Genomic DNA, 18,319 nt, shown 5'->3' with positions numbered 1-18,319 from the left:
AGACCTCTCCCCTGCAGAGCTCCCCGGAGGTATTTCATGCCACGGTCGAAGTCTGTCCGCTTTCTCGCGCCCTTGGTCGGCGCGATGCTACTGACGAGCGGGGTGGCCGTCGCCGCCCCGGCCGCCGAAGACCCCCAGTTCATCCGCCTGGCCAGCAGGACCTTCGATCCGCTGAGCCAGCGAACGGCCGCGAGCCAGGACTGGAAGGGCGCCTACCTGCTCCAGGTCCGGAGCGCGCTGACCGACGAACAGCGCGGGCGATTGCGTTCACTCGGCGTGCGGATCGGGACCTACATTCCCGATTTCGCCTATGTGGTCCGGCTGAAGCAGGAGAACCGTGAATCGGTCGCGAAATTGAATTTCGTCCGCTGGCTCGGCGAATACCGGGCGGACGACAAGGTGGAGATCTCACTGGCCGCGACGGGCGGTTACCTGGTGACGCTCGTCGAATCGGACGCGCGGGATCAGCGCGTGGTCGCCGAGCGGATCCTGCGGCTCGGCGGGAGCATCGAGGCGATCTCGCAGAGCGGCCAGCACATCGTGGCGAAGCTCGGCCCCGGTCAAGCCGCCACCGTGGCGCAAGGGGCCGAGGTGCTCGCGGTCGGCGCGATCACCGCGCCCGAGACCGACATGGCCAACGCCAGGGAGAGCAGCGGCGCGAACTACATCGAGAGTGTCGGCGGGTACCGCGGCCAGGGCGTGCGCGGCGAGGTGATGGACGGCGGACTGCGCGTCACGCACCAGGAATTCAAGGCCCGGCCGACGGTGCTGCACGGGTCGAACTCCACCAGCACCAGCCACGGGACGTCCACGTACGGCCAGATCTTCGCGTCGGGGGTGAGCGCGCCGCAACGGGGGCTGCTGCCCGAGGCGCAAGGGATCTTCGCCACCTACGACAAGCCGGACCGCTACGCCCACACCAAGGAACTGGTCGACCCAGCGGGCAAGTACCGCGCCGTGTTCCAGAGCAACAGTTGGGGTGGCGGGCTGACCACGGCCTACAACTCGGTCTCCGCCGAGCTCGACAAGATCGTCTTCGATCACGACCTGCTGATCTGCCAGTCGCAGAGCAACGCGGGCACCCAGCAGTCGCGGCCGCAGGCCTGGTCGAAGAACGTGCTTTCGGTCGGCGGGCAGTACCACTACAACACGCTGGGCCGCACCGACGACAAGTGGAACGGCGGTGCGAGCATCGGCCCGGCCGCCGACGGCCGGATCAAACCGGAACTGTCGAACTACTACGACCGGATCGACACCACGTCGTCCGGCAGTGACACCTCGTACACGACGTCGTTCGGCGGCACGAGCGGCGCGACGCCGATCACCTGCGGAAACGCCGGGCTGCTGTTCCAGATGTGGGCCGACGGCGTATTCGACGGCGGCCCCGGCAAGGGCCGCGACGTCTTCGCGAGCCGCCCGCACGCCGCGACCGCGAAGGCGCTGCTGATCAACGGGGCCGACCAGTTCGCGTTCAGCGGCACTTCGCACGACATGACCCGGACGCATCAGGGCTGGGGCACCGCGAACGTGCGGTACCTGCACGAACAGGCCAAGGCGAACGGGTGGAAGCTGCCGGTGCTGGTGAACGAGACCGACCTGCTGGGCACCGGGCAGTCGAAGAAGTACACAGTCGCGGTGAACGGGACCAAGCAGTTCAAGGCCACGCTGGCCTACACCGACCCGGCGGGCTCGCCGAGCGCGTCGGTCACCAGGGTCAACGACCTGACGCTGAAGGTCACCGCGCCGAACGGGACCGTCTACTACGGCAACAACGGGCTGAAGGCGGGCAACTTCTCGACCGCGGGCGGGTCGCCGAACACCGTCGACACGGTGGAGAACGTCATCCTCGAGAAGCCGGCCGCCGGCACGTGGACGGTGGAGGTCGTGGCGACCCAGGTGAACGCCGACGGGCACCCGGAGACGTCGGCGACCGATGCGGACTACGCGTTGGTGGTTTCTTGACGGTATGACCGCCCGGATCGCGTTTAGCCCGCTAAACGCGAAGTGACCGGTGATGGCGCGTGAAGGCCTCCTTCCCTCGGCTCAGTCGAGGGAAGGAGGCCTTCACGCGCGATCGGGCCTGGGTCTGGCGGATCGCGATTAGCCCGCGGAACGCGATCCGTGCGCCGGGGGGGGGCGGTGAAGGGATGTCGCGAAAGCCACTTTCGGGACATCAGACGTCGCGAAAGTGGCTTTCGCGACGTCCGTGGGGGCCTGGCGGATCGCGTTTAGTCGGCTAAACGCGATCGAGGTCGGGAGGCTGGGGCAGGGCGCGTTTAGTCGGCTGAACGCGATCGGGTGGGGTTGCCCGCGCCCGGATGGCGGAGGCGTCTGCGCCGATGGCCGAGACGTCAGGTTTCGGTTGTGAGACGGAAGCGTGAGACCCCTGGAAGGCATGTAACGAGGCGACCCGAGGTGCCGACGTCTGGGATACGTGACGCGAGCCAAGGAGCCTCTCGATGACCACCTGCCGTCTCTGCGGCTCGGCCCATCTCGCCAGTGTCGTCGACCTCGGGGCGACGCCGCCGTGCGAACGATTCCTGACCGCGGAGCAGCTGCAGGAGCCGGAGCCGACCTACCCCCTGCACCTGCGGGTCTGCACCGAATGCTGGCTGGCCCAGATCCCGCCGCTGATCACCCCGGAAGAGACTTTCACCGAATACGCGTACTTCTCGTCGTATTCCGCCTCTTGGGTCGACCACGCCAAAACGTTCGTCGACGGCGCCGTCGAGCGGCTGGGGCTCGACGGGTCCTCGTTCGTCGTCGAGGTCGCCAGCAACGACGGCTATCTCCTCAAACACGTTGTGGCGCAGAAGATCCGTTGCCTCGGCGTGGAACCTTCGGTGAACGTGGGCCAAGCCGCGCGTGACGCCGGGGTGCCGACGAAGACCGCCTTCCTCGGTGCCGAAAGCGGACGTGCCGTCCGCGAGGAGCACGGTCCCGCCGACCTCGTCGTGGCGAACAACGTTTACGCGCACATCCCGGACATCATCGGTTTCACGCACGGGCTCCGCGCCCTGGTCGCCGATGACGGCTGGGTCAGCATCGAGGTCCAGCACCTGCTGACGCTGATCCAGGAGAACCAGTACGACACGATCTATCACGAGCACTTCCAGTACTACACGGTGGAATCCGCGCGCCGGGCCCTCGCGCGCGGCGGATTGTCCGTTGTGGACGTCGAACTCCTGCCCACGCACGGCGGTTCGATCCGGCTGTGGGCACGCCCCGACGCCGTCGCCGGTGAGCCGAGCGAGCGGATGATGCAGGTCCTCGACGCCGAAAAGGCGGCCGGACTGCACGAAATGTCCGGCTACACCGAATTCTCCGAGCGGGTCACCAAGGTCCGGCTCGAGCTGAACAAGTTCCTCACCGACGCCGCGCTCGAAGGCAAGACCGTCGTCGGTTACGGCGCCCCCGGCAAGGGCAACACGCTGCTGAACCACTGCGGTATCCGCCCGGACGTGCTGCGGTACACCGTCGACCGCAACCCGTACAAGCACGGCCGGTTCACCCCCGGCACCCGGATCCCGATCCTGCCGCCGGAGCGCATCGAAGCGGACCGGCCCGATTACGTGCTCGTCCTTCCGTGGAACCTCCGGAAGGAGCTGACCGCCCAATTGTCCTATGTGGACGAATGGGGCGGGAAACTGGTCTTCCCCATCCCGCACCTGGAAATCGTCGAGGTGAAGTCGTGAAGGTAGTCCTCTTCTGCGGCGGCTACGGCATGCGGATGCGCAACGGTGACGCGTCCGACGTGCCCAAGCCGATGGCCATGGTCGGCCCCAGACCCCTGATCTGGCACGTGATGCGGTACTACGCGCATTTCGGCCACACCGAGTTCATCCTCTGTCTCGGCTACGGCGCGCACCACATCAAGGAGTTCTTCCTCAATTACCAGGAGACCACCTCCAACGATTTCGTCCTGCGCCGCGGCAAGGCCGAACTGCTGTCGACCGACATCGCGGACTGGTCGATCACCTTCGTGCAGACCGGTCTCGAATCGGCCATCGGCGAACGGCTGCGCCGGGTGCGCCCGTATCTCGAGGGCGACGAGATGTTCCTCGCCAACTACGCCGACGTCCTCACCGACGCCCCGTTGCCGGAGATGATCGAGCGGTTCTCGGCATCCGACGCCGGCGCCTCGATGATGGTCGTGCCGCCGCAGTCGTCGTTCCACTGCGTCGAAATGGGCGAGGACGGCCGCATCGGCGCGCTGACCCCGGTCAGCGAGATGCCGCTGTGGGAGAACGGCGGGTACTTCGTGCTGCGCCAGGAGATCTTCGACCACATCCCCGAGGGCGGCGACCTGGTCGCCGACGGCTGCGGCGAGCTCGCCAAACAGGGCAAGCTGCTCGCGTACCCGTACCGCGGGTTCTGGAAGCCGACCGACACCGTCAAGGAGCGCGTCCAGCTGGACGACGCGTACGCGCACGGAGACCGTCCCTGGGCACGCTGGGAACGCGAAGCGGCGAGCACGGCGTGATCGAGCTCGGCACCGGCGGCGTCCAGCGGATCGTCGCCCTCGGCGCGCACTGTGACGACATCGCCATCGGGGCGGGCGGCACGCTGCTGACCGTCTGCGCCGCCAACCCGGGTGTCCGGGTGGACGCCCTCGTCCTTTCCGGCGGCGGCACCGAGCGGGAGACCGAGGAGCGCGCGGCGCTCGCGGCCTTCTGCCCGGGCGCCGACGTCGAGGTCACCGTGCTCAAACTGCCCGACGGCCGGCTCCCCGCGCACTGGGAAGAGGCCAAGAACGGGCTGGAGGAGCTGCGCCGCCGCACCGATCCGGACCTCGTCCTCTCCCCGCGCACGGCGGACGCGCACCAGGACCACCGCGGCCTGGCGAAGCTGGTGCCGACGGTGTTCCGCACCCATCTCCAGCTGGAGTACGAGATCGTGAAATGGGACGGCGACCTCGGGAAACCCACCGCGTACGTGCCGCTTTCCCCCAAGCTCGCCGAAGAAAAGGTCCGGCTGCTGCAGGAGCATTACGCCTCCCAGCGGCACCGGCCCTGGTACGACCGGGAAGCCTTCCTCGGCCTCGCCCGCATTCGCGGCATCGAATGCGGGCAGCGCTATGCCGAGGCCTTCGACCTCAAGAAACTGACGCTCGACCTCACTCCGAAAGGCTGAAAGCCATGCGTGTGCTGCTGACCGGGCACAAGGGTTACCTGGGCACGGTGATGGCCCCGGTGCTGGCCGCCGCCGGTCACGAGGTCGTCGGCCTCGACTCCGGTCTCTTCGAGGCCTGTGTGCTGGGCCCGCAACCCGAAGACCCCAAGGGCCACGAAGTCGACCTTCGCGACGTCACCGCCGAGCACGTGACCGGCGTGGACGCGGTGATCCACCTCGCGGCGCTGTCCAACGACCCGCTCGGTTCGCTGGCGCCGGAGCTGACCTACGACATCAATCACCACGCTTCGGTGAAGCTCGCGAAGCTGGCGAAGGACGCCGGAGTGAAGCGGTTCCTCTACGCGTCGACGTGCTCGGTGTACGGCGCTTCGGGCGGCGACGACCTGGTCGACGAGGACGCGCCGCTGCGCCCGGTGACGCCGTACGCCGAGTCGAAGGTGCGGGTGGAGGACGACCTGAACGAACTCGCCGACGACGATTTCACCCCGGTGTACATGCGCAACGCGACCGCGTTCGGCTTCTCGCCGCGGCTGCGGTCGGACATCGTGCTCAACAACCTCACCGCGCACGCCCACGTCTCTGGCGAGATCCTGGTGATGTCGGACGGGACGCCGTGGCGTCCGCTGGTGCACGCGAAGGACATCGCGCGGGCCTTTTCCGAAGTGTTGGTAGCACCCAGGGCCGCCGTGCACGGCAAGGCGTTCAACATCGGCACCGAACGCAACAACGTGACCGTGGCCGAGATCGCGCAGCAGGTCGTCGAGGCCGCGCCCAGCGCGACGTTGCGGATCACCGGCGAGTCCGCGGGCGACCCGCGCTCGTACCGCGTCGACTTCTCCCGGTTCCGCGAGGCCATCCCCGGTTTCGAATGCGACTGGTCGGTCAAGGACGGCGCGCTGGAGCTGATCTACGCCTACCGCACGCACGGTCTGACCGCGCACGACTTCAAGAACCGCTTCACCCGGCTGGCCACGCTCAACTCGCGGACCGCCGCGGGCGAGATCGACGAGACCTTGCGGCGACGGTGATGACGGACAAGCCCCTGGACACGGGCGCCGACCTGCGAAAGCTGGTCGAGCGCCTGTATCCGCTCTGCCGCAGCATCACCGGCGACGGCGTCCGCGCCACGCTGGAGATCCTCGGCGAGTACATCCCGCTCGACGTCCACGAGGTGCCGACCGGGACCCAGGTGCTCGACTGGACCGTTCCGCGGGAGTGGAACATCCGCGACGCCTACGTGAAGGATCCGTCCGGCCGGAAGGTCGTCGACTTCCAGACGTCGAACCTGCACGTCGTCGGCTACAGCGTGCCCGTCGACGAGAAGATGCCGCTGGCGAAACTGCGCGAGCACCTCCACACCCTGCCGGACCGGCCTTCGTGGGTGCCGTACCGGACGAGCTACTACGCGCCGGCGTGGGGTTTCTGCCTGGCGCAGGACACGCTCGACGCGTTGCCGGACGGCGAGTACGAGGTCCGGATCGATTCCACTTTGGACGACGGGCACCTGACCTACGCCGAGCACGTGGTGCCCGGCGAGGTCACCGACGAGGTGCTGGTGTCGTGCCACACCTGCCATCCGTCGCTGGCGAACGACAACGTCGCCGGTATCGCCGTCGCCGCCGCGCTCGCCCAACGGCTGGCCCAGGGGAAACCGCATCACACGTACCGGTTCCTGTTCATGCCGGGCACGATCGGCGCGATCACCTGGCTCGCGCGCAACACCGAACGGCTCGGCAAGGTCGAGGCCGGGATCGTGCTCGCCTGCGCGGGCGATCCGGGATCGTTGCACTACAAGCGAAGCCGCCGCGGGGACGCCGAGATCGACAAGGTGCTCGAATACGTCCTCGCCGGGAAGCCGCACGAGATCCTCGACTTCTCGCCGTACGGCTACGACGAGCGGCAGTTCTGCTCGCCGGGGTTCAACCTCGGCGTCGGCTCGCTGACCAGGACGCCGTACGCCGGCTATCCCGAGTACCACACGTCGGCGGACGACCTGGATTTCGTGTCCACCGAGGCGATGGAGGACACCCTCGCGACCTTGCGCGAGGCGTTCTCGGTGCTGGACCGGAACCGCCGCTACGTCAACCTGAGCCCCTACGGCGAGCCGCAGCTCGGCAAGCGCGGGCTCTACGACTCCCTCGGCGGCCGCAGTGACGCCAAGGCGGCCCAGATGGCGATGCTCTGGGTGCTCAACCTCTCGGACGGCGAGCACAGCCTGCTCGACGTCGCACAGCGATCCGGTCTCCCCTTCGATTCCGTCGTCGCCGCCGCTCACGCGCTGCAGGGCGCCGGATTGCTGAAGGAGTGACGCGGGTGACGAGCGGGAAACATCGGGCGACACTGGCCTCCGGGGCCGTGCGGGCCATGGCGGGCAGGCTCAGCTGGGGCCTCGGCGACCAGGCGGTTTCGAGTCTGACCAATTTCGCGGTCGGGCTGTTCGTCGCGCGTTCCCTCGGCACCTTCGCCTTCGGCATGTTCAGCCTGGCGTGGGTGACCTACGGCGTGGTGCTCAACATCTCGCGCGGCATGGCCACCGACCCGATGATGGTGCGCTTCTCCGCGGTGCCGGAGGAATCCTGGCGCCGCGCGGTGTCGAGCGCGGCGGGGACGGCCATCGGGGTCGGCCTGGTGACCGGGCTGATCAGCGTGCTCGCCGGCTCCCTCGCGGTACAGCCGCTGGGCGGGGTGTTCATCGCGCTCGGCGCCGTGCTCCCCGGCCTGATGCTGCAGGACGCCTGGCGGTTCGCGCTGTTCGCGAAGGGCGACGGGAAGAAGGCGTTCGTCAACGACACGGTCTGGGGCGTGGCCCTGATCCCGGCGCTGGCGATCGCCTCGCATTTCGGCACCGTGGTCGCCTTCGTGCTCGCCTGGGGGCTGGCGGGCGCGGTCGCGGCGGTCTACGGGCTGTTCCAGACCGGCATCGTGCCGAGGCTCTCGGAGATGAAGGGCTGGCTCAAGGACCAGCGCGACCTGAGCGTGCGCTACCTGATCGAGAACGTCAGCAACGCCGGATCGTCCCAGCTGCGGGCCTACGGGCTCGGCGCGATCGCGGGGATCACCGCGGTCGGCGCGGTCCGCGGCGCCGAACAGCTGCTCGGGCCGTTCCTCGCGCTCCTGATGGGGCTTTCGCTCACGACGGTGGCCGAGGGCGCCCGTGTCCTGCGGCACGCCCCGCACCGGCTGAAGCATTTCTGCGTGGTACTCGGCGGCGGCCAGGCCGGCGCGGCCCTGCTGTGGGGGCTCGGCCTGTTGCTCCTGGTCCCCCACGACGTCGGCCGCTGGATCATGGGCTCGGTCTGGGACGCGGCGGAACCGCTGATCCTCCCGGTGACCCTGTCCGTCACCGCCGCGGGCTTCACCGCGGGCGCCGCCGCCGGGCTGCGGGCCCTCGGCGCCGCCAAACGCAGTCTCCGTGCCCAGCTGGTCGCGTCGGCGGGCTATGTGGTCTTCGGGATCTTCGGCGCCTACCTCGACGGCGCCGAAGGTGCCGCCTGGGGCTCGATGCTCTCGGTCTGGCTGGGCGCCGCGCTGTGGTGGTACCAGCTCCGTGTCGCGTATCGCGAGTACCGGCCGCCCGCGCCGGAACCGGCCGCGCTGCGCACGAACGACGAAGAGGTGGGAACGGTATGACCCAGGTTCCACGGCTCAGCATCGGTTTGCCCGTCTACAACGGCGAGGAGTTCCTGTCCGAATCACTCGACGCCCTGCTCGGCCAGAGCCACGAGGACTTCGAGCTGATCATCTCGGACAACGCTTCGACCGACGGCACCGAAGAGATCTGCCGCGACTACGCGAGCCGGGACACCCGGATCCGGTACCTGCGGCTGCCGAAGAACGTCGGCGCCTCCCCGAACCACAACCGTGTCCTCGACGAGGCACGTGGCGAGCTGTTCAAATGGGCTTCCCATGACGACCTCTACGGCCGCGACCTGCTGAAACTGTGTATCGAGGCGCTCGACGAGCGGCCGGAGGTGATCGTCGCCCACAGCTGGCAGGCCATCATCGACGACCACGGCTCGGTGACCCACAAACTCGACTATCCGCTGGCCACGGACTCCCCGCACGCACCGGCGCGGTTCCGCAGCCTGCTGTTCGAAACGGGCGGCGACGACTTCTACGGCGTGATGCGCACGAACGTGCTTCGCCGGGTCAAGCCGCTCGACAGCTATCACCACGCCGACCGCACCTTCGTGGCCGAATTGAGCCTTCACGGTCCGTTCCACCAGGTCCCCGAGGTGCAGTACTTCCGCCGCGACCACCCCGGCCGCGCGGAACGGGCGAACCCCGGCATCCGCAAACGCTGTTCGAACCTCGATCCGCGGCGCGCCGACCCGGTGCGGAACCCGATGCCGCGGCTGATCGGCGAGTACGTCGGCGGTTTCGTCGGCGGAATCCGCCGGGCGCCGCTCTCCTCCGCGGACCGGCGCGAGTGTTACCGGCACCTCGCCTCCTGGCTCGCCGACCGCTCCCGCGGCCGCAACGAGGACCGGGCCGAGGACGGCGTCCCCGAACTCGAAATCGACCGGATGAACATCGACGCCGTCGTCCCTGGGCGGCAGAGGAGGACGTCGTGAGCTCTCGCCCCGGAGCGAGAACGCGAAGACACCCCAGAGTCGGCTTCTTCGGCCTTCTGGGGGCAGGGAACATCGGCAACGACGGATCACTCGAAGTCGTGCTCGCGTACGTGCGGGAACGACATCCGGACGCGGAGCTCAGCTGCCTCTGCTCCGGGCCGGAACAGGTGGAGACACGCTACGGCGTCAAAGCGGAATCCCTGCTCTGGTACTACTCGCGCAACCGCGACGCGGGAGGGCTTCGCGCGGCGCTGCTGAAAGCCGTCGGCAAGGTCGCCGACACACTCAAGATCCTCTTCTGGACCCGGCGCTGCGACGTCGTGATCGTCCCCGGCGCCGGCGTCCTCGAAACCACGCTTCCCTTGCGCCCCTGGGGTTTCCCGTACGCGATGGCGTTGCTGGGGGTGTCGGGCAGGCTGTGGGGCACCAGGGTCGCGCTGCTGAACGTCGGGTCGAACGTCATCCGGCAGCGGACCACGCGACGGCTGTACCGGATCGCCGCCCGCTCCGCGCATTACCGCTCCTTCCGCGACGAACTGTCCCGCGACGCCTGGGCCGAGATGGGGCTCGACACCGCGAAGGACGACGTCTACCCGGACCTGGCCTTCGCCCTGCCGATCCCCGCCGGACGGCCGTCGGACGTCGTCGGCGTCGGTGTCATGGAGTTCCACGGCGGCAACGACGACCGGCGTCACGGCGACGAGATCCATTCGTCCTATGTGGACGCGATGAAACGGTTCGTGCGCAGGCTGGTCGACGACGGACGCGAGGTCCGGCTGCTCACCGGGGACGAGATCGACGATCCGGTGGTCGAGCGGATCTTCGCCGACCTGCGCGAACACCGGCCCGGCCTCGACCCGAACCGGGTGACCGCGGCGAAACTGCCCACGCTGGGCGACCTCCTCACCGAGATCGCCTCCCTCGGCGCCGTCGTCGGGACCCGCTACCACAACGTCCTGTGTTCGCTGAAACTCGCGAAACCGACGATCTCGATCAGTTATTCACAGAAGATGGACAGCATCATGGCGAACATGGGACTGGCGGAGTACTGCCAGTCCGCCCGCGCCGTCGACGTCGACCTGCTCGTCCGGCAACTCGCCGAACTCGAGGCCGAACCCGAAGAGTTCTGGCAGCGGCTGCGCGATCGCAGCGCCGCCAAGCGGAAACTGCTGGAAAAGCAGTACGACGTCCTCGACGAGATCCTGTTCCGCACGGCCAAGGAGGTCCGATGAAGGCCGAGCCGGTCCCCGAAATCGAAGGCGCCTACCTCTTCACGCCGACCCCGTTCGCCGACGAGCGCGGATTCTTCAGCCGCACCTTCGACAGCGAGGTCGTCGCGTCGGTGGGCATCGACCCGGGCGGCTTCGCCCAGGACAGCATTTCGCGTTCACGCAAGGGTGTCGTCCGGGGGATGCACCTGCGCGGCGGACGCGGCGAGGCCAAACTGGTCCGGTGCTCCTCCGGCGCGATCTTCGACGTCATCGTGGACCTGCGGCCGGACTCCCCCACCTTCCGGACCGTGAAAGGGTTCGAGCTCACCGGGGAGACCCAGGTCTCCCTGTACATCCCGGCGGGTTGCGCGCACGGTTTCCAGGCGCTCACCGACCCGGCGGACATCTCCTACCGCATCGACCGGCCGCACGATCCGGCCGAGGACATCGCGATCTCGTACGCCGATCCCGAACTGGCCATCCCGTGGCCGCTCCCGATCAGCGCGGTGTCCGAACGTGACGCACACGCTCCTCCTCTAGCCGCCGCACTGACGACCACGAGGTGATCACGTGAACCGCCCCTTGCCGCGCTCCGACCAGGCGAACGAACGACTGCACCGGGCGATCCCCGGTGGCGCGCACACCTACGCCAAGGGCAACGACCAGTACCCCGACGACCTCTCACCGGTCATCGCGCGTGGCCTCGCCGGCCATGTGTGGGACGTCGACGGGAACGAATACATCGAATACGGCTCGGGACTTCGCGCGGTCAGTCTCGGCCACGCGCACCCGCGGGTCCTCGAAGCCGTCCGGACGGAGATCGCGAAAGGCGCCAACTTCGTCCGGCCGTCGATCATCGAAGCCGAAGCCGCGGAACGGTTCCTCGCCGCCGTGCCGACCGCCGAAATGGTCAAGTTCGCGAAGAACGGCTCCGACGCGACCACCGCCGCCGTCCGGCTGGCGCGGGCGGCGACCGGACGGCGGCTCGTGGCGATCTGCCGCGATCACGCGTTCTTCTCCACCGACGACTGGTTCATCGGCACGACGCCGATGCCCGCCGGTATCCCGGACGAGACCACCGCGCTGACGGTTTCCTTCCCCTACGGCGATCTCGCGGCCACCGAAGAGGTGTTGCGGACCGATGAGGTCGCCTGTCTCGTCCTGGAAGCCGCGACGCAGCAGGAGCCGCCGGACGGGTATCTCGCCGGGCTGCGCGAGCTGTGCGACCGGTACGGCACCCTGCTGGTCTTCGACGAGATGATCACCGGGTTCCGCTGGTCGGCGTCCGGCGCCCAAGGGCTGTACGGAGTCACGCCGGATCTCTCGACGTTCGGCAAGGCGCTGGGCAACGGTTTCGGTGTCTCGGCGCTGGCGGGCAAACGGGAGTACATGGAGCTGGGCGGTACGCACGACCACCGCGAGCGGGTCTTCCTGCTTTCGACCACGCACGGCGCCGAAACGCATTGCCTGGCCGCTTCGATCGCCGTCTTCGACACCTACGCCGAAGAAGGCATCACCGCGCGCCTGCACGAACTGGGCGACCGGCTCGCCGCCGGGGTCCGCGAAGTCGCCGCGAGCGCCGAAGTCGGCGAGCACGTGCTCGTGCGCGGTAGGGCGAGCAACCTGGTGTTCGCGACGCTCGACGAAGCGCGTGAGCCGTCACAGGCGTATCGGACGCTGTTCATGCGGGAGCTGATCAGCGGCGGTGTGCTCGGACCGTCCTTCGTGGTCAGTGCCGGGCTGACCGAGGACGACATCGACAAGACGATCGACGTCGTCGCGCGGGCCTGCACCACCTACCGGAAGGCGCTCGATCTCGGAGACCCGTCGCAATGGATGGGTGGCAGGCCGGTGAAACCGGTGTTCCGTAAGTATTCCTGAGGACCACTCGTTCGTGTCCCTCCTCTGCGCTGCGCGGTGATTTACCTTGATTCGTATGACTTGGGCAAGAACGACGGCGTTCGCGCTGTCGGTGGTCTTGACGGCCGGCTCCTTCACCGCCGTGGCAGCGGCGGCCGAGGCGCCGGCCGTCTGCGCGTCCGGACCGGCGAGTTTCCCCAAACCGGAGGACGCCGTCGTCGTCGAACCCGGCGAACATCTTTCGATCGAGACCGCGGCGCATCCGCCGGGGACGACGTTCTGGCTCGCCGCCGGCACGCACATCCTCGCCGACGACCCGTACAGCCAGGTGATCCCGAAGGACGGCAACGTCTACCTCGGCGCGCCCGGCGCGGTCCTGGACGGCCGCGGCGTCAACCGGGCGGCGTTCACCCAGCAGGCGAAGGACGTCGTCATCCGTGGGCTGACCATCCGCGGCTTCGCCGCCCCGCAGGACCAGGGCGTGGTGAACCACGATTCCGGCGAGCACTGGGTGATCGAGGGCAACGTCATCGAGGACAACCGCGGCGCGGCGATGATGGCCGGGCCCCGGCAGCAGGTGCTCGGGAACTGCCTGCGGAACAACGGGCAGTACGGCATCAACGCCTATCGCGCGGGCAACGGCATCAGCGGGCTCGTCATCGAGGGCAACGAGATCGCCGGGAACAACACCGAGAACTGGGAAAAGAAGGTGCCCGGCTGCGGTTGCAGTGGCGGGGCGAAGTTCTGGGCGGTCGACGGCGCGGACATCCGGGGGAACTGGGTGCACCACAACCACGGCGCCGGGCTCTGGGCGGACACGAACAACAACGATTTCGTCATCGAAGACAACGTGATCGAGGACAACGAAGCCGAGGCGCTGTTCTACGAGATCAGCTACAACCTGATCATCCGCAGCAACACCTTCCGTCGCAACACCCTGGTGATGGGCCGCGATTTCGCCGCGCGGGGCAACAACTTCCCGGTCGCCGCGGTGTATCTGAGCGAATCCGGCGGCGAGCCGCGGCTCCCGGCGCGGACCGACATGATCGAGATCGCGGAGAACGAGTTCGAGGACAACTGGGGCGGGCTGACCCTGTGGGAGAACGCGGACCGGTTCTGCAACAGCCCGTCGAACACTTCGACCGGAACCTGCACCCGGGTCGTCTCCTCGCCGTCGGAATGCGCGCCCGAGTCGATCGCGCGACCACCGGCGTACGACGATTGCCGCTGGAAGACGCAGCGGGTCAACGTGCACGACAACGTTTTCCGCAGTGCTCCCGACTGCACGGGGCTGTGCGGCCGGATGGCGGTGCTCGCGAATTACGGCACCTATCCGTCCTGGTCGCCGTACCGCGGCAACGTCGTGTCCGACGCGGTGACCTTCGGGCAGGACAACGAGTGGTTCTCGAACACCTACCTCGGGCATTGGTCGTTCGTGGCGCATGACGCGTCACGGTCCCTCGATGTGCCGGCTTGGCAGGCGGCTCCGTATCGGCAGGACCCCTGCAGCACCTTCGACGGCGCCGGCGGCTGCTGACGCTTCACGTGACTCGCGTGATCGGAGACCGATCACGCGAGTCACGTCTTTCCGGCGGCGGTCAGTCCTTCTGCAGGAAGAAGTACGCGTACCGTTCGTCCAGCTCGTTCTTCGGCACCAGCTGGATCGCCTTGGGCGTGAACCCGCACCGCTCCGCCAGCTGCCAGAAGGCGTCGACGCGGTAGGTCGTCATCGCCGCCAGCCCCGAGCGGTACGAGCGACGGCGCGACCGCGTCCGCCAGGTGCCGGGGTCGTACTTGATCTGGATCAGCGCGAGCCCGCCGGGGACGAGCAGTTCCCGCGCGATGCGGAGCAGACGCTCGCCGTACTCCGGCGTCGGAATGAGCTCGAAAACGTAGAAGCTCACGTACACATCGCACGGTTCCTTCACCACCGAGAGCGCGGCTTCGGGATTCGCGACGTCGATGTCGACGGCCTGGAAGGGGGTGTCGCAGACGTTCGCGACCTGTTTCCCGCATTCGGCCAGTGTCTCGGCGGAGATGTCGACGCCGATGAATTCCTGGGCGCGCGGGGCGAAGTGGACGGCGTTCGCACCACCGCCGCAACCCCATTCGATGACGCGGTTCCACGGCCGGTCGAACCCCGCCAGCCGGGCACCGCCTTCGAACATCTCCAGATGCCGTGCGCCGATTTCCGACCAGAGGTCGTTGCCGTCGAACGTGCCGGAATCACGCCAATGGGAATTGTCCTTCCATCTTTTCCCGTCCGGCGCGTTCCAATATCCCTGCGAATCGGCCGAGATGGCGGATTCCGATTGTTTGGCACCGACCGTGGCCAGCGCGCGCTGGCCGAGATCCTCCGCCCGTGCGGCGACCCGCTTGGCGGTATCGAGGAGAGACATGGGATGGCCTTCCTTTCGCTGCGCGGTTTTCGGGGAAATAGCGTTCACGGCGTTCGCCGGGCCGACACCCTGTCCGTGAGCGACGCGACCGCCGGGACCACCGCGAGTGCCACACCGAGGCCGCCCAGCGTGTCAGTCGGGTAGTGCGCGCCCATCGTTACCTGGGCCCAGCCCATCGCCGTTCCGGCGGCGAAGACCACGACGACCAGCAGCGCCGTGGCCGGCCCGCGCCGAAGACCGCCGAAGGCACCGAGCGCGGCGGTGAAGGCCAGCGCGGCGACGAACCCGGTGTGCCCGCTCGGATACGACAGGAATTCGCCGTGGATGTACCGGCCGGTCAGCGGTTTCAGCCCGCTCGTCAGGCCCACGGTGACCAATACCGCCACCACACCGGTGACGGCGGTGCGTGGCCGCCGCGAATACAGGCACAGCCCGGAGAACAGGATCAGCGTGAGGGCCGCGCCGACGGGTTCGCCGACGAAATCGATCACGGTCGCGATGGTCCACCAGGGATCGCCGGACCAGGCGAGCGCGTCCACGAGTGTCGCGTCCGGTCCGGTCGGTGCCGAAGTGCCCGCGTAACCGAGTCCCAGTACCGACGCGGTGAGCACGCCGATGACGGCGAGGACGAACGCGGCCGGGCGGAGCACCGGCGGCAGGGCCCGTGGTGCCGCCAGTACGCCCTCTTTCACTCCGCGACCACCCGCTCGGCCGCCTCGATCGCGTCCTCGTAGCCGCCGATCAGCCGCTCCAGCCCCACCTCGGGGGTGAATTCCTGTTCGTAGACCAGCCTCGCGGCCTTGCCGAGTTCGCGGTTCCGTTCGACGTCTCCGACGATCTCCCGCAGCCGCCGCGCCAGTGATTCTTCGTCGCCGGGCTCGTGCAGCGCCCCGGTCACGCCGTCCTCGACGAGTTCGCGGAACGCGCCGTGCGCGGCGGCGAGGGTCGGGACACCGGCGGCCATCGCCTCGACGACCACCAGCCCGAACGTCTCCAGCCATTCCGACGGCGCCACCGCGACCGCGGCCCGGGTGAGGAGTTCGGCGCATTCCGCCTTGGTGCGCAGTCCTTCGTAGCGGACGTCTTCACGGCCCTCGGCCCAGCGGGCGACCTCGTCCTGCATCGGCCCGGTACCCGCGATCACCAGCGGCATACCGAGCCCACCCGCCGCCGCGAGCCGGTCCCAGGCCGCCATGAGCAGGCCGATGCCCTTCTCCGCGGTGATCCGGCCGAGGAACAGCACATGCTCGCCGGTGCCCGTGCGCCTGATCCCGGGATCGGTGACGAAGTTGTACTTCACCGCCAGCCGTCCGGCGGGCATGCCCGCGGCGATCAGGGTTTCGCGCTGCGCCCGTGAGATGCAGAAGAACCGGGACACGCCGGACCACCAGCGACGCCGGTTGAGCAGCAGGCTCGCCGCCATCGGCACGGTCGCGAGCGCCGAACCGCGGTAGCAGCCGTGCCGGACCGCGGGCGCCGGCGTCCGGCCGACGCAGTCCGTGCACACCCGCCCGTCGCGGTACAGCGTGCCGGGCGGGCAGATCAGCGTGTAGTTGTGCACCGTCGCGACGACGGGCACGCCGACGTCCGCGCACGCCGCCAGCACCGACGGCGACAGCAGCGGGAAGGTGTTGTGGACGTGGACGACGTCCGGCCGGTCTTCGGTCAGCCGCCGGCCGAGGTCGGCGCGCACTGCCCGGTTCCACGGCACCTGGAGCGGGACGACGGCCTTGCGCGGCAACGACATCGCGGAGATGTCGTCACTGCGCCGTTCGAAGAGGCCGACGTCGTGCCCGGCGGCCGCGAGCAGCGCGACCTCCTGGTCGACGACGTTGTTCTCCCCGCTCGGCTGTTCGGACCGGTAGCGGTTGTGGACCACGAGGACCTTCACGCAGGCTCCTTGGCCGGAATGAACTTCTTCTCGACGACGGGTTCGGACGGCACCCGCACCAGCAGCGACGCCGCCAGCGCCAGATGCAGCAGGTACGGCGACGCGTCACCGAGTCCCGCCTCGGTGTAGGACGCCGAAACGCAGTAGGTGATCAGGAAGATCGCGCACGCCCTGGCCAGCGAAGGCGGCCGCAGCGCGGCGACCACGATCAGCACGAGCATGAAGGCCGCGACGATCGCGATCCCGACGTAGCCCTGTTCGTGATAGACCGCGAGCCAGCTGTTGTCGATGGGCAGGCCGATGTAGGACTTGTTCGTCAGCCCGACACCGAAGATGTACTCGCCGATCGTGCGCGGGTCGGACAGCAGCGCGTCCCACACCTTCGCCCGGCCGGTGAGGCTGGAGAAGTTCTCCGAACTCTGGCCGCGCAGGAACCACGCCTGCAGCAGGGAACCGAGGACGACGGTGGAGACGGCTCCGATCAGCGCGGCCCCGGCGAACACCTTCCTGGCCCGCGCGCTGGACATCCAGAGCGACAGCAACGCGATCAGGACCCCGGCGATCAGCCCGAGCGTGGCGGTGCGGGTGTGGGTCAGCAGCAGGATGCCGATCGACGGGACGATGACGATCAACGCGTTCAGGCGGTCGAGTTCGCCACCGAGCCACAGCAGCAGCGTGAGCCCGATGACCACCGCCGAGTACTGCCCGACCTGCGGCGGGGTCAGCGGCCAGATCGTGCCGGTCAGCCGTCCGCCGTACTCCTCCGCCAGCGCGATCCCCGGTGACGCCGCCAGCCCGGCGACGACCGTCACCAGCACCACCGAATAGGTCCGGATGTGCTGGCGGACGAGCCGGATCCCGCCGTCCCACCACCGCGTCAGCAGCCACAGCGTGCTGACGAACAGGCCGAACCGGAAGCAGCGGAACAGCGCGCCGAGACCGACTTCGAGGTTCAAGCTCGCCAGAAGGCTCAGCACCACGAGGATGCTGAGCAGCAGCAGGTACGCGCTCGGCCGGATCCGGAGCCGGAGGTTCAGCGCCAGCGCGATACAGAACGCCAGGACGAGCGAGCCCATGGTGACCAGCTGGATCACCGAACGCGGGATCGGGATGACCGTCGTCGCTCCGGTGGAGCCGAGGGTGTTCAGGATCAGCAGCGCCCAGACGAAGGCGACCGCCTTCGGCATGCCCGGCGACTGCGAGGGACGTTCGCCCCGGGGCAGATGCGGGAAACGGGTTCTCGGCCGCATG

Annotated in this window: 16 protein-coding genes; 12 read left to right on the top strand and 4 right to left on the bottom strand. The window is 68.5% G+C overall.

Annotated features, from left to right (window positions below; genetic code table 11):
• Window positions 1-84: 84 nt before the first annotated feature.
• From DMC64_RS03825 to DMC64_RS03770, 12 genes are all read left to right on the top strand, one after another.
• Window positions 85-1,962: a S8 family serine peptidase gene (locus DMC64_RS03825; protein WP_233629553.1), complete on the top strand. Its 1,878-nt coding sequence runs from the start codon at window positions 85-87 to the stop codon at window positions 1,960-1,962.
• Window positions 1,963-2,459: 497 nt separating this feature from the next.
• Window positions 2,460-3,695, top strand: a complete 1,236-nt coding sequence (locus DMC64_RS03820) for a class I SAM-dependent methyltransferase (protein WP_125732078.1) — start codon at window positions 2,460-2,462, stop codon at window positions 3,693-3,695.
• Window positions 3,692-4,483: a sugar phosphate nucleotidyltransferase gene (locus DMC64_RS03815; protein ID WP_125732076.1), complete on the top strand. Its 792-nt coding sequence runs from the start codon at window positions 3,692-3,694 to the stop codon at window positions 4,481-4,483. Before DMC64_RS03820 ends, DMC64_RS03815 begins: the two co-directional genes overlap by 4 nt.
• Window positions 4,480-5,133 carry a PIG-L deacetylase family protein gene (locus DMC64_RS03810; RefSeq protein WP_125732074.1) on the top strand — a complete coding sequence of 218 codons (654 nt, stop codon included), beginning with the start codon at window positions 4,480-4,482 and terminating at the stop codon, window positions 5,131-5,133. The genes DMC64_RS03815 and DMC64_RS03810 overlap by 4 nt, the downstream gene beginning before the upstream one ends.
• 5 nt (window positions 5,134-5,138) lie before the next feature.
• A complete protein-coding gene (locus DMC64_RS03805; RefSeq protein WP_125732072.1) occupies window positions 5,139-6,161 on the top strand; it encodes an NAD(P)-dependent oxidoreductase in 1,023 nt (340 codons plus the stop codon).
• Window positions 6,161-7,441, top strand: coding sequence for a DUF4910 domain-containing protein (locus DMC64_RS03800; RefSeq protein WP_125732070.1), 1,281 nt, complete (start codon window positions 6,161-6,163; stop codon window positions 7,439-7,441). The genes DMC64_RS03805 and DMC64_RS03800 overlap by 1 nt, the downstream gene beginning before the upstream one ends.
• Before the next feature lie 56 nt (window positions 7,442-7,497).
• Window positions 7,498-8,763 carry a hypothetical protein gene (locus DMC64_RS03795; protein ID WP_081975736.1) on the top strand — a complete coding sequence of 422 codons (1,266 nt, stop codon included), beginning with the start codon at window positions 7,498-7,500 and terminating at the stop codon, window positions 8,761-8,763.
• Window positions 8,760-9,707 carry a glycosyltransferase family 2 protein gene (locus DMC64_RS03790; RefSeq protein ID WP_125732068.1) on the top strand — a complete coding sequence of 316 codons (948 nt, stop codon included), beginning with the start codon at window positions 8,760-8,762 and terminating at the stop codon, window positions 9,705-9,707. The genes DMC64_RS03795 and DMC64_RS03790 overlap by 4 nt, the downstream gene beginning before the upstream one ends.
• Entirely contained in the window at window positions 9,704-10,939 is a 1,236-nt protein-coding gene (locus DMC64_RS03785) for a polysaccharide pyruvyl transferase family protein (RefSeq protein ID WP_052120230.1), read from the top strand. Before DMC64_RS03790 ends, DMC64_RS03785 begins: the two co-directional genes overlap by 4 nt.
• Window positions 10,936-11,484: a dTDP-4-dehydrorhamnose 3,5-epimerase family protein gene (locus tag DMC64_RS03780; RefSeq protein WP_125732066.1), complete on the top strand. Its 549-nt coding sequence runs from the start codon at window positions 10,936-10,938 to the stop codon at window positions 11,482-11,484. The genes DMC64_RS03785 and DMC64_RS03780 overlap by 4 nt, the downstream gene beginning before the upstream one ends.
• A 4-nt stretch (window positions 11,485-11,488) precedes the next feature.
• Window positions 11,489-12,799, top strand: coding sequence for a glutamate-1-semialdehyde 2,1-aminomutase (locus tag DMC64_RS03775; protein WP_125732064.1), 1,311 nt, complete (start codon window positions 11,489-11,491; stop codon window positions 12,797-12,799).
• 55 nt (window positions 12,800-12,854) lie between these two features.
• On the top strand, window positions 12,855-14,315 hold the full coding sequence (locus DMC64_RS03770; protein WP_125732062.1) for a right-handed parallel beta-helix repeat-containing protein: 1,461 nt from the start codon (window positions 12,855-12,857) through the stop codon (window positions 14,313-14,315).
• A 61-nt stretch (window positions 14,316-14,376) separates the two neighbouring features.
• On the opposite strand, the gene DMC64_RS03765 is transcribed toward DMC64_RS03770, so the two are convergent.
• From DMC64_RS03765 to DMC64_RS03750, 4 genes are read right to left on the bottom strand one after another with little or no spacing between them, the layout of a single operon-like run.
• Complete coding sequence (locus DMC64_RS03765; protein ID WP_125732060.1) at window positions 14,377-15,177, bottom strand: bifunctional 2-polyprenyl-6-hydroxyphenol methylase/3-demethylubiquinol 3-O-methyltransferase UbiG; 801 nt, start codon at window positions 15,175-15,177, stop codon at window positions 14,377-14,379.
• A 44-nt stretch (window positions 15,178-15,221) separates the two neighbouring features.
• Window positions 15,222-15,869 carry a phosphatase PAP2 family protein gene (locus DMC64_RS03760; protein WP_125732058.1) on the bottom strand — a complete coding sequence of 216 codons (648 nt, stop codon included), beginning with the start codon at window positions 15,867-15,869 and terminating at the stop codon, window positions 15,222-15,224.
• Window positions 15,866-17,068, bottom strand: coding sequence for a glycosyltransferase family 4 protein (locus tag DMC64_RS03755; protein WP_125732056.1), 1,203 nt, complete (start codon window positions 17,066-17,068; stop codon window positions 15,866-15,868). The genes DMC64_RS03760 and DMC64_RS03755 overlap by 4 nt, the downstream gene beginning before the upstream one ends.
• A complete protein-coding gene (locus DMC64_RS03750) occupies window positions 17,065-18,318 on the bottom strand; it encodes an O-antigen ligase family protein (protein WP_370323655.1) in 1,254 nt (417 codons plus the stop codon). Before DMC64_RS03750 ends, DMC64_RS03755 begins: the two co-directional genes overlap by 4 nt.
• Window position 18,319: the final 1 nt, after the last annotated feature.

The sequence above is a fragment of the Amycolatopsis sp. WAC 04197 genome (genome assembly GCF_003947475.1).
GTDB classification, from domain to species: Bacteria; Actinomycetota; Actinomycetes; order Mycobacteriales; family Pseudonocardiaceae; genus Amycolatopsis; species Amycolatopsis japonica.
The sequence above is the reverse complement of the archived record's forward strand: the minus strand, read 5'-3'. Positions and strand labels throughout refer to the sequence as shown.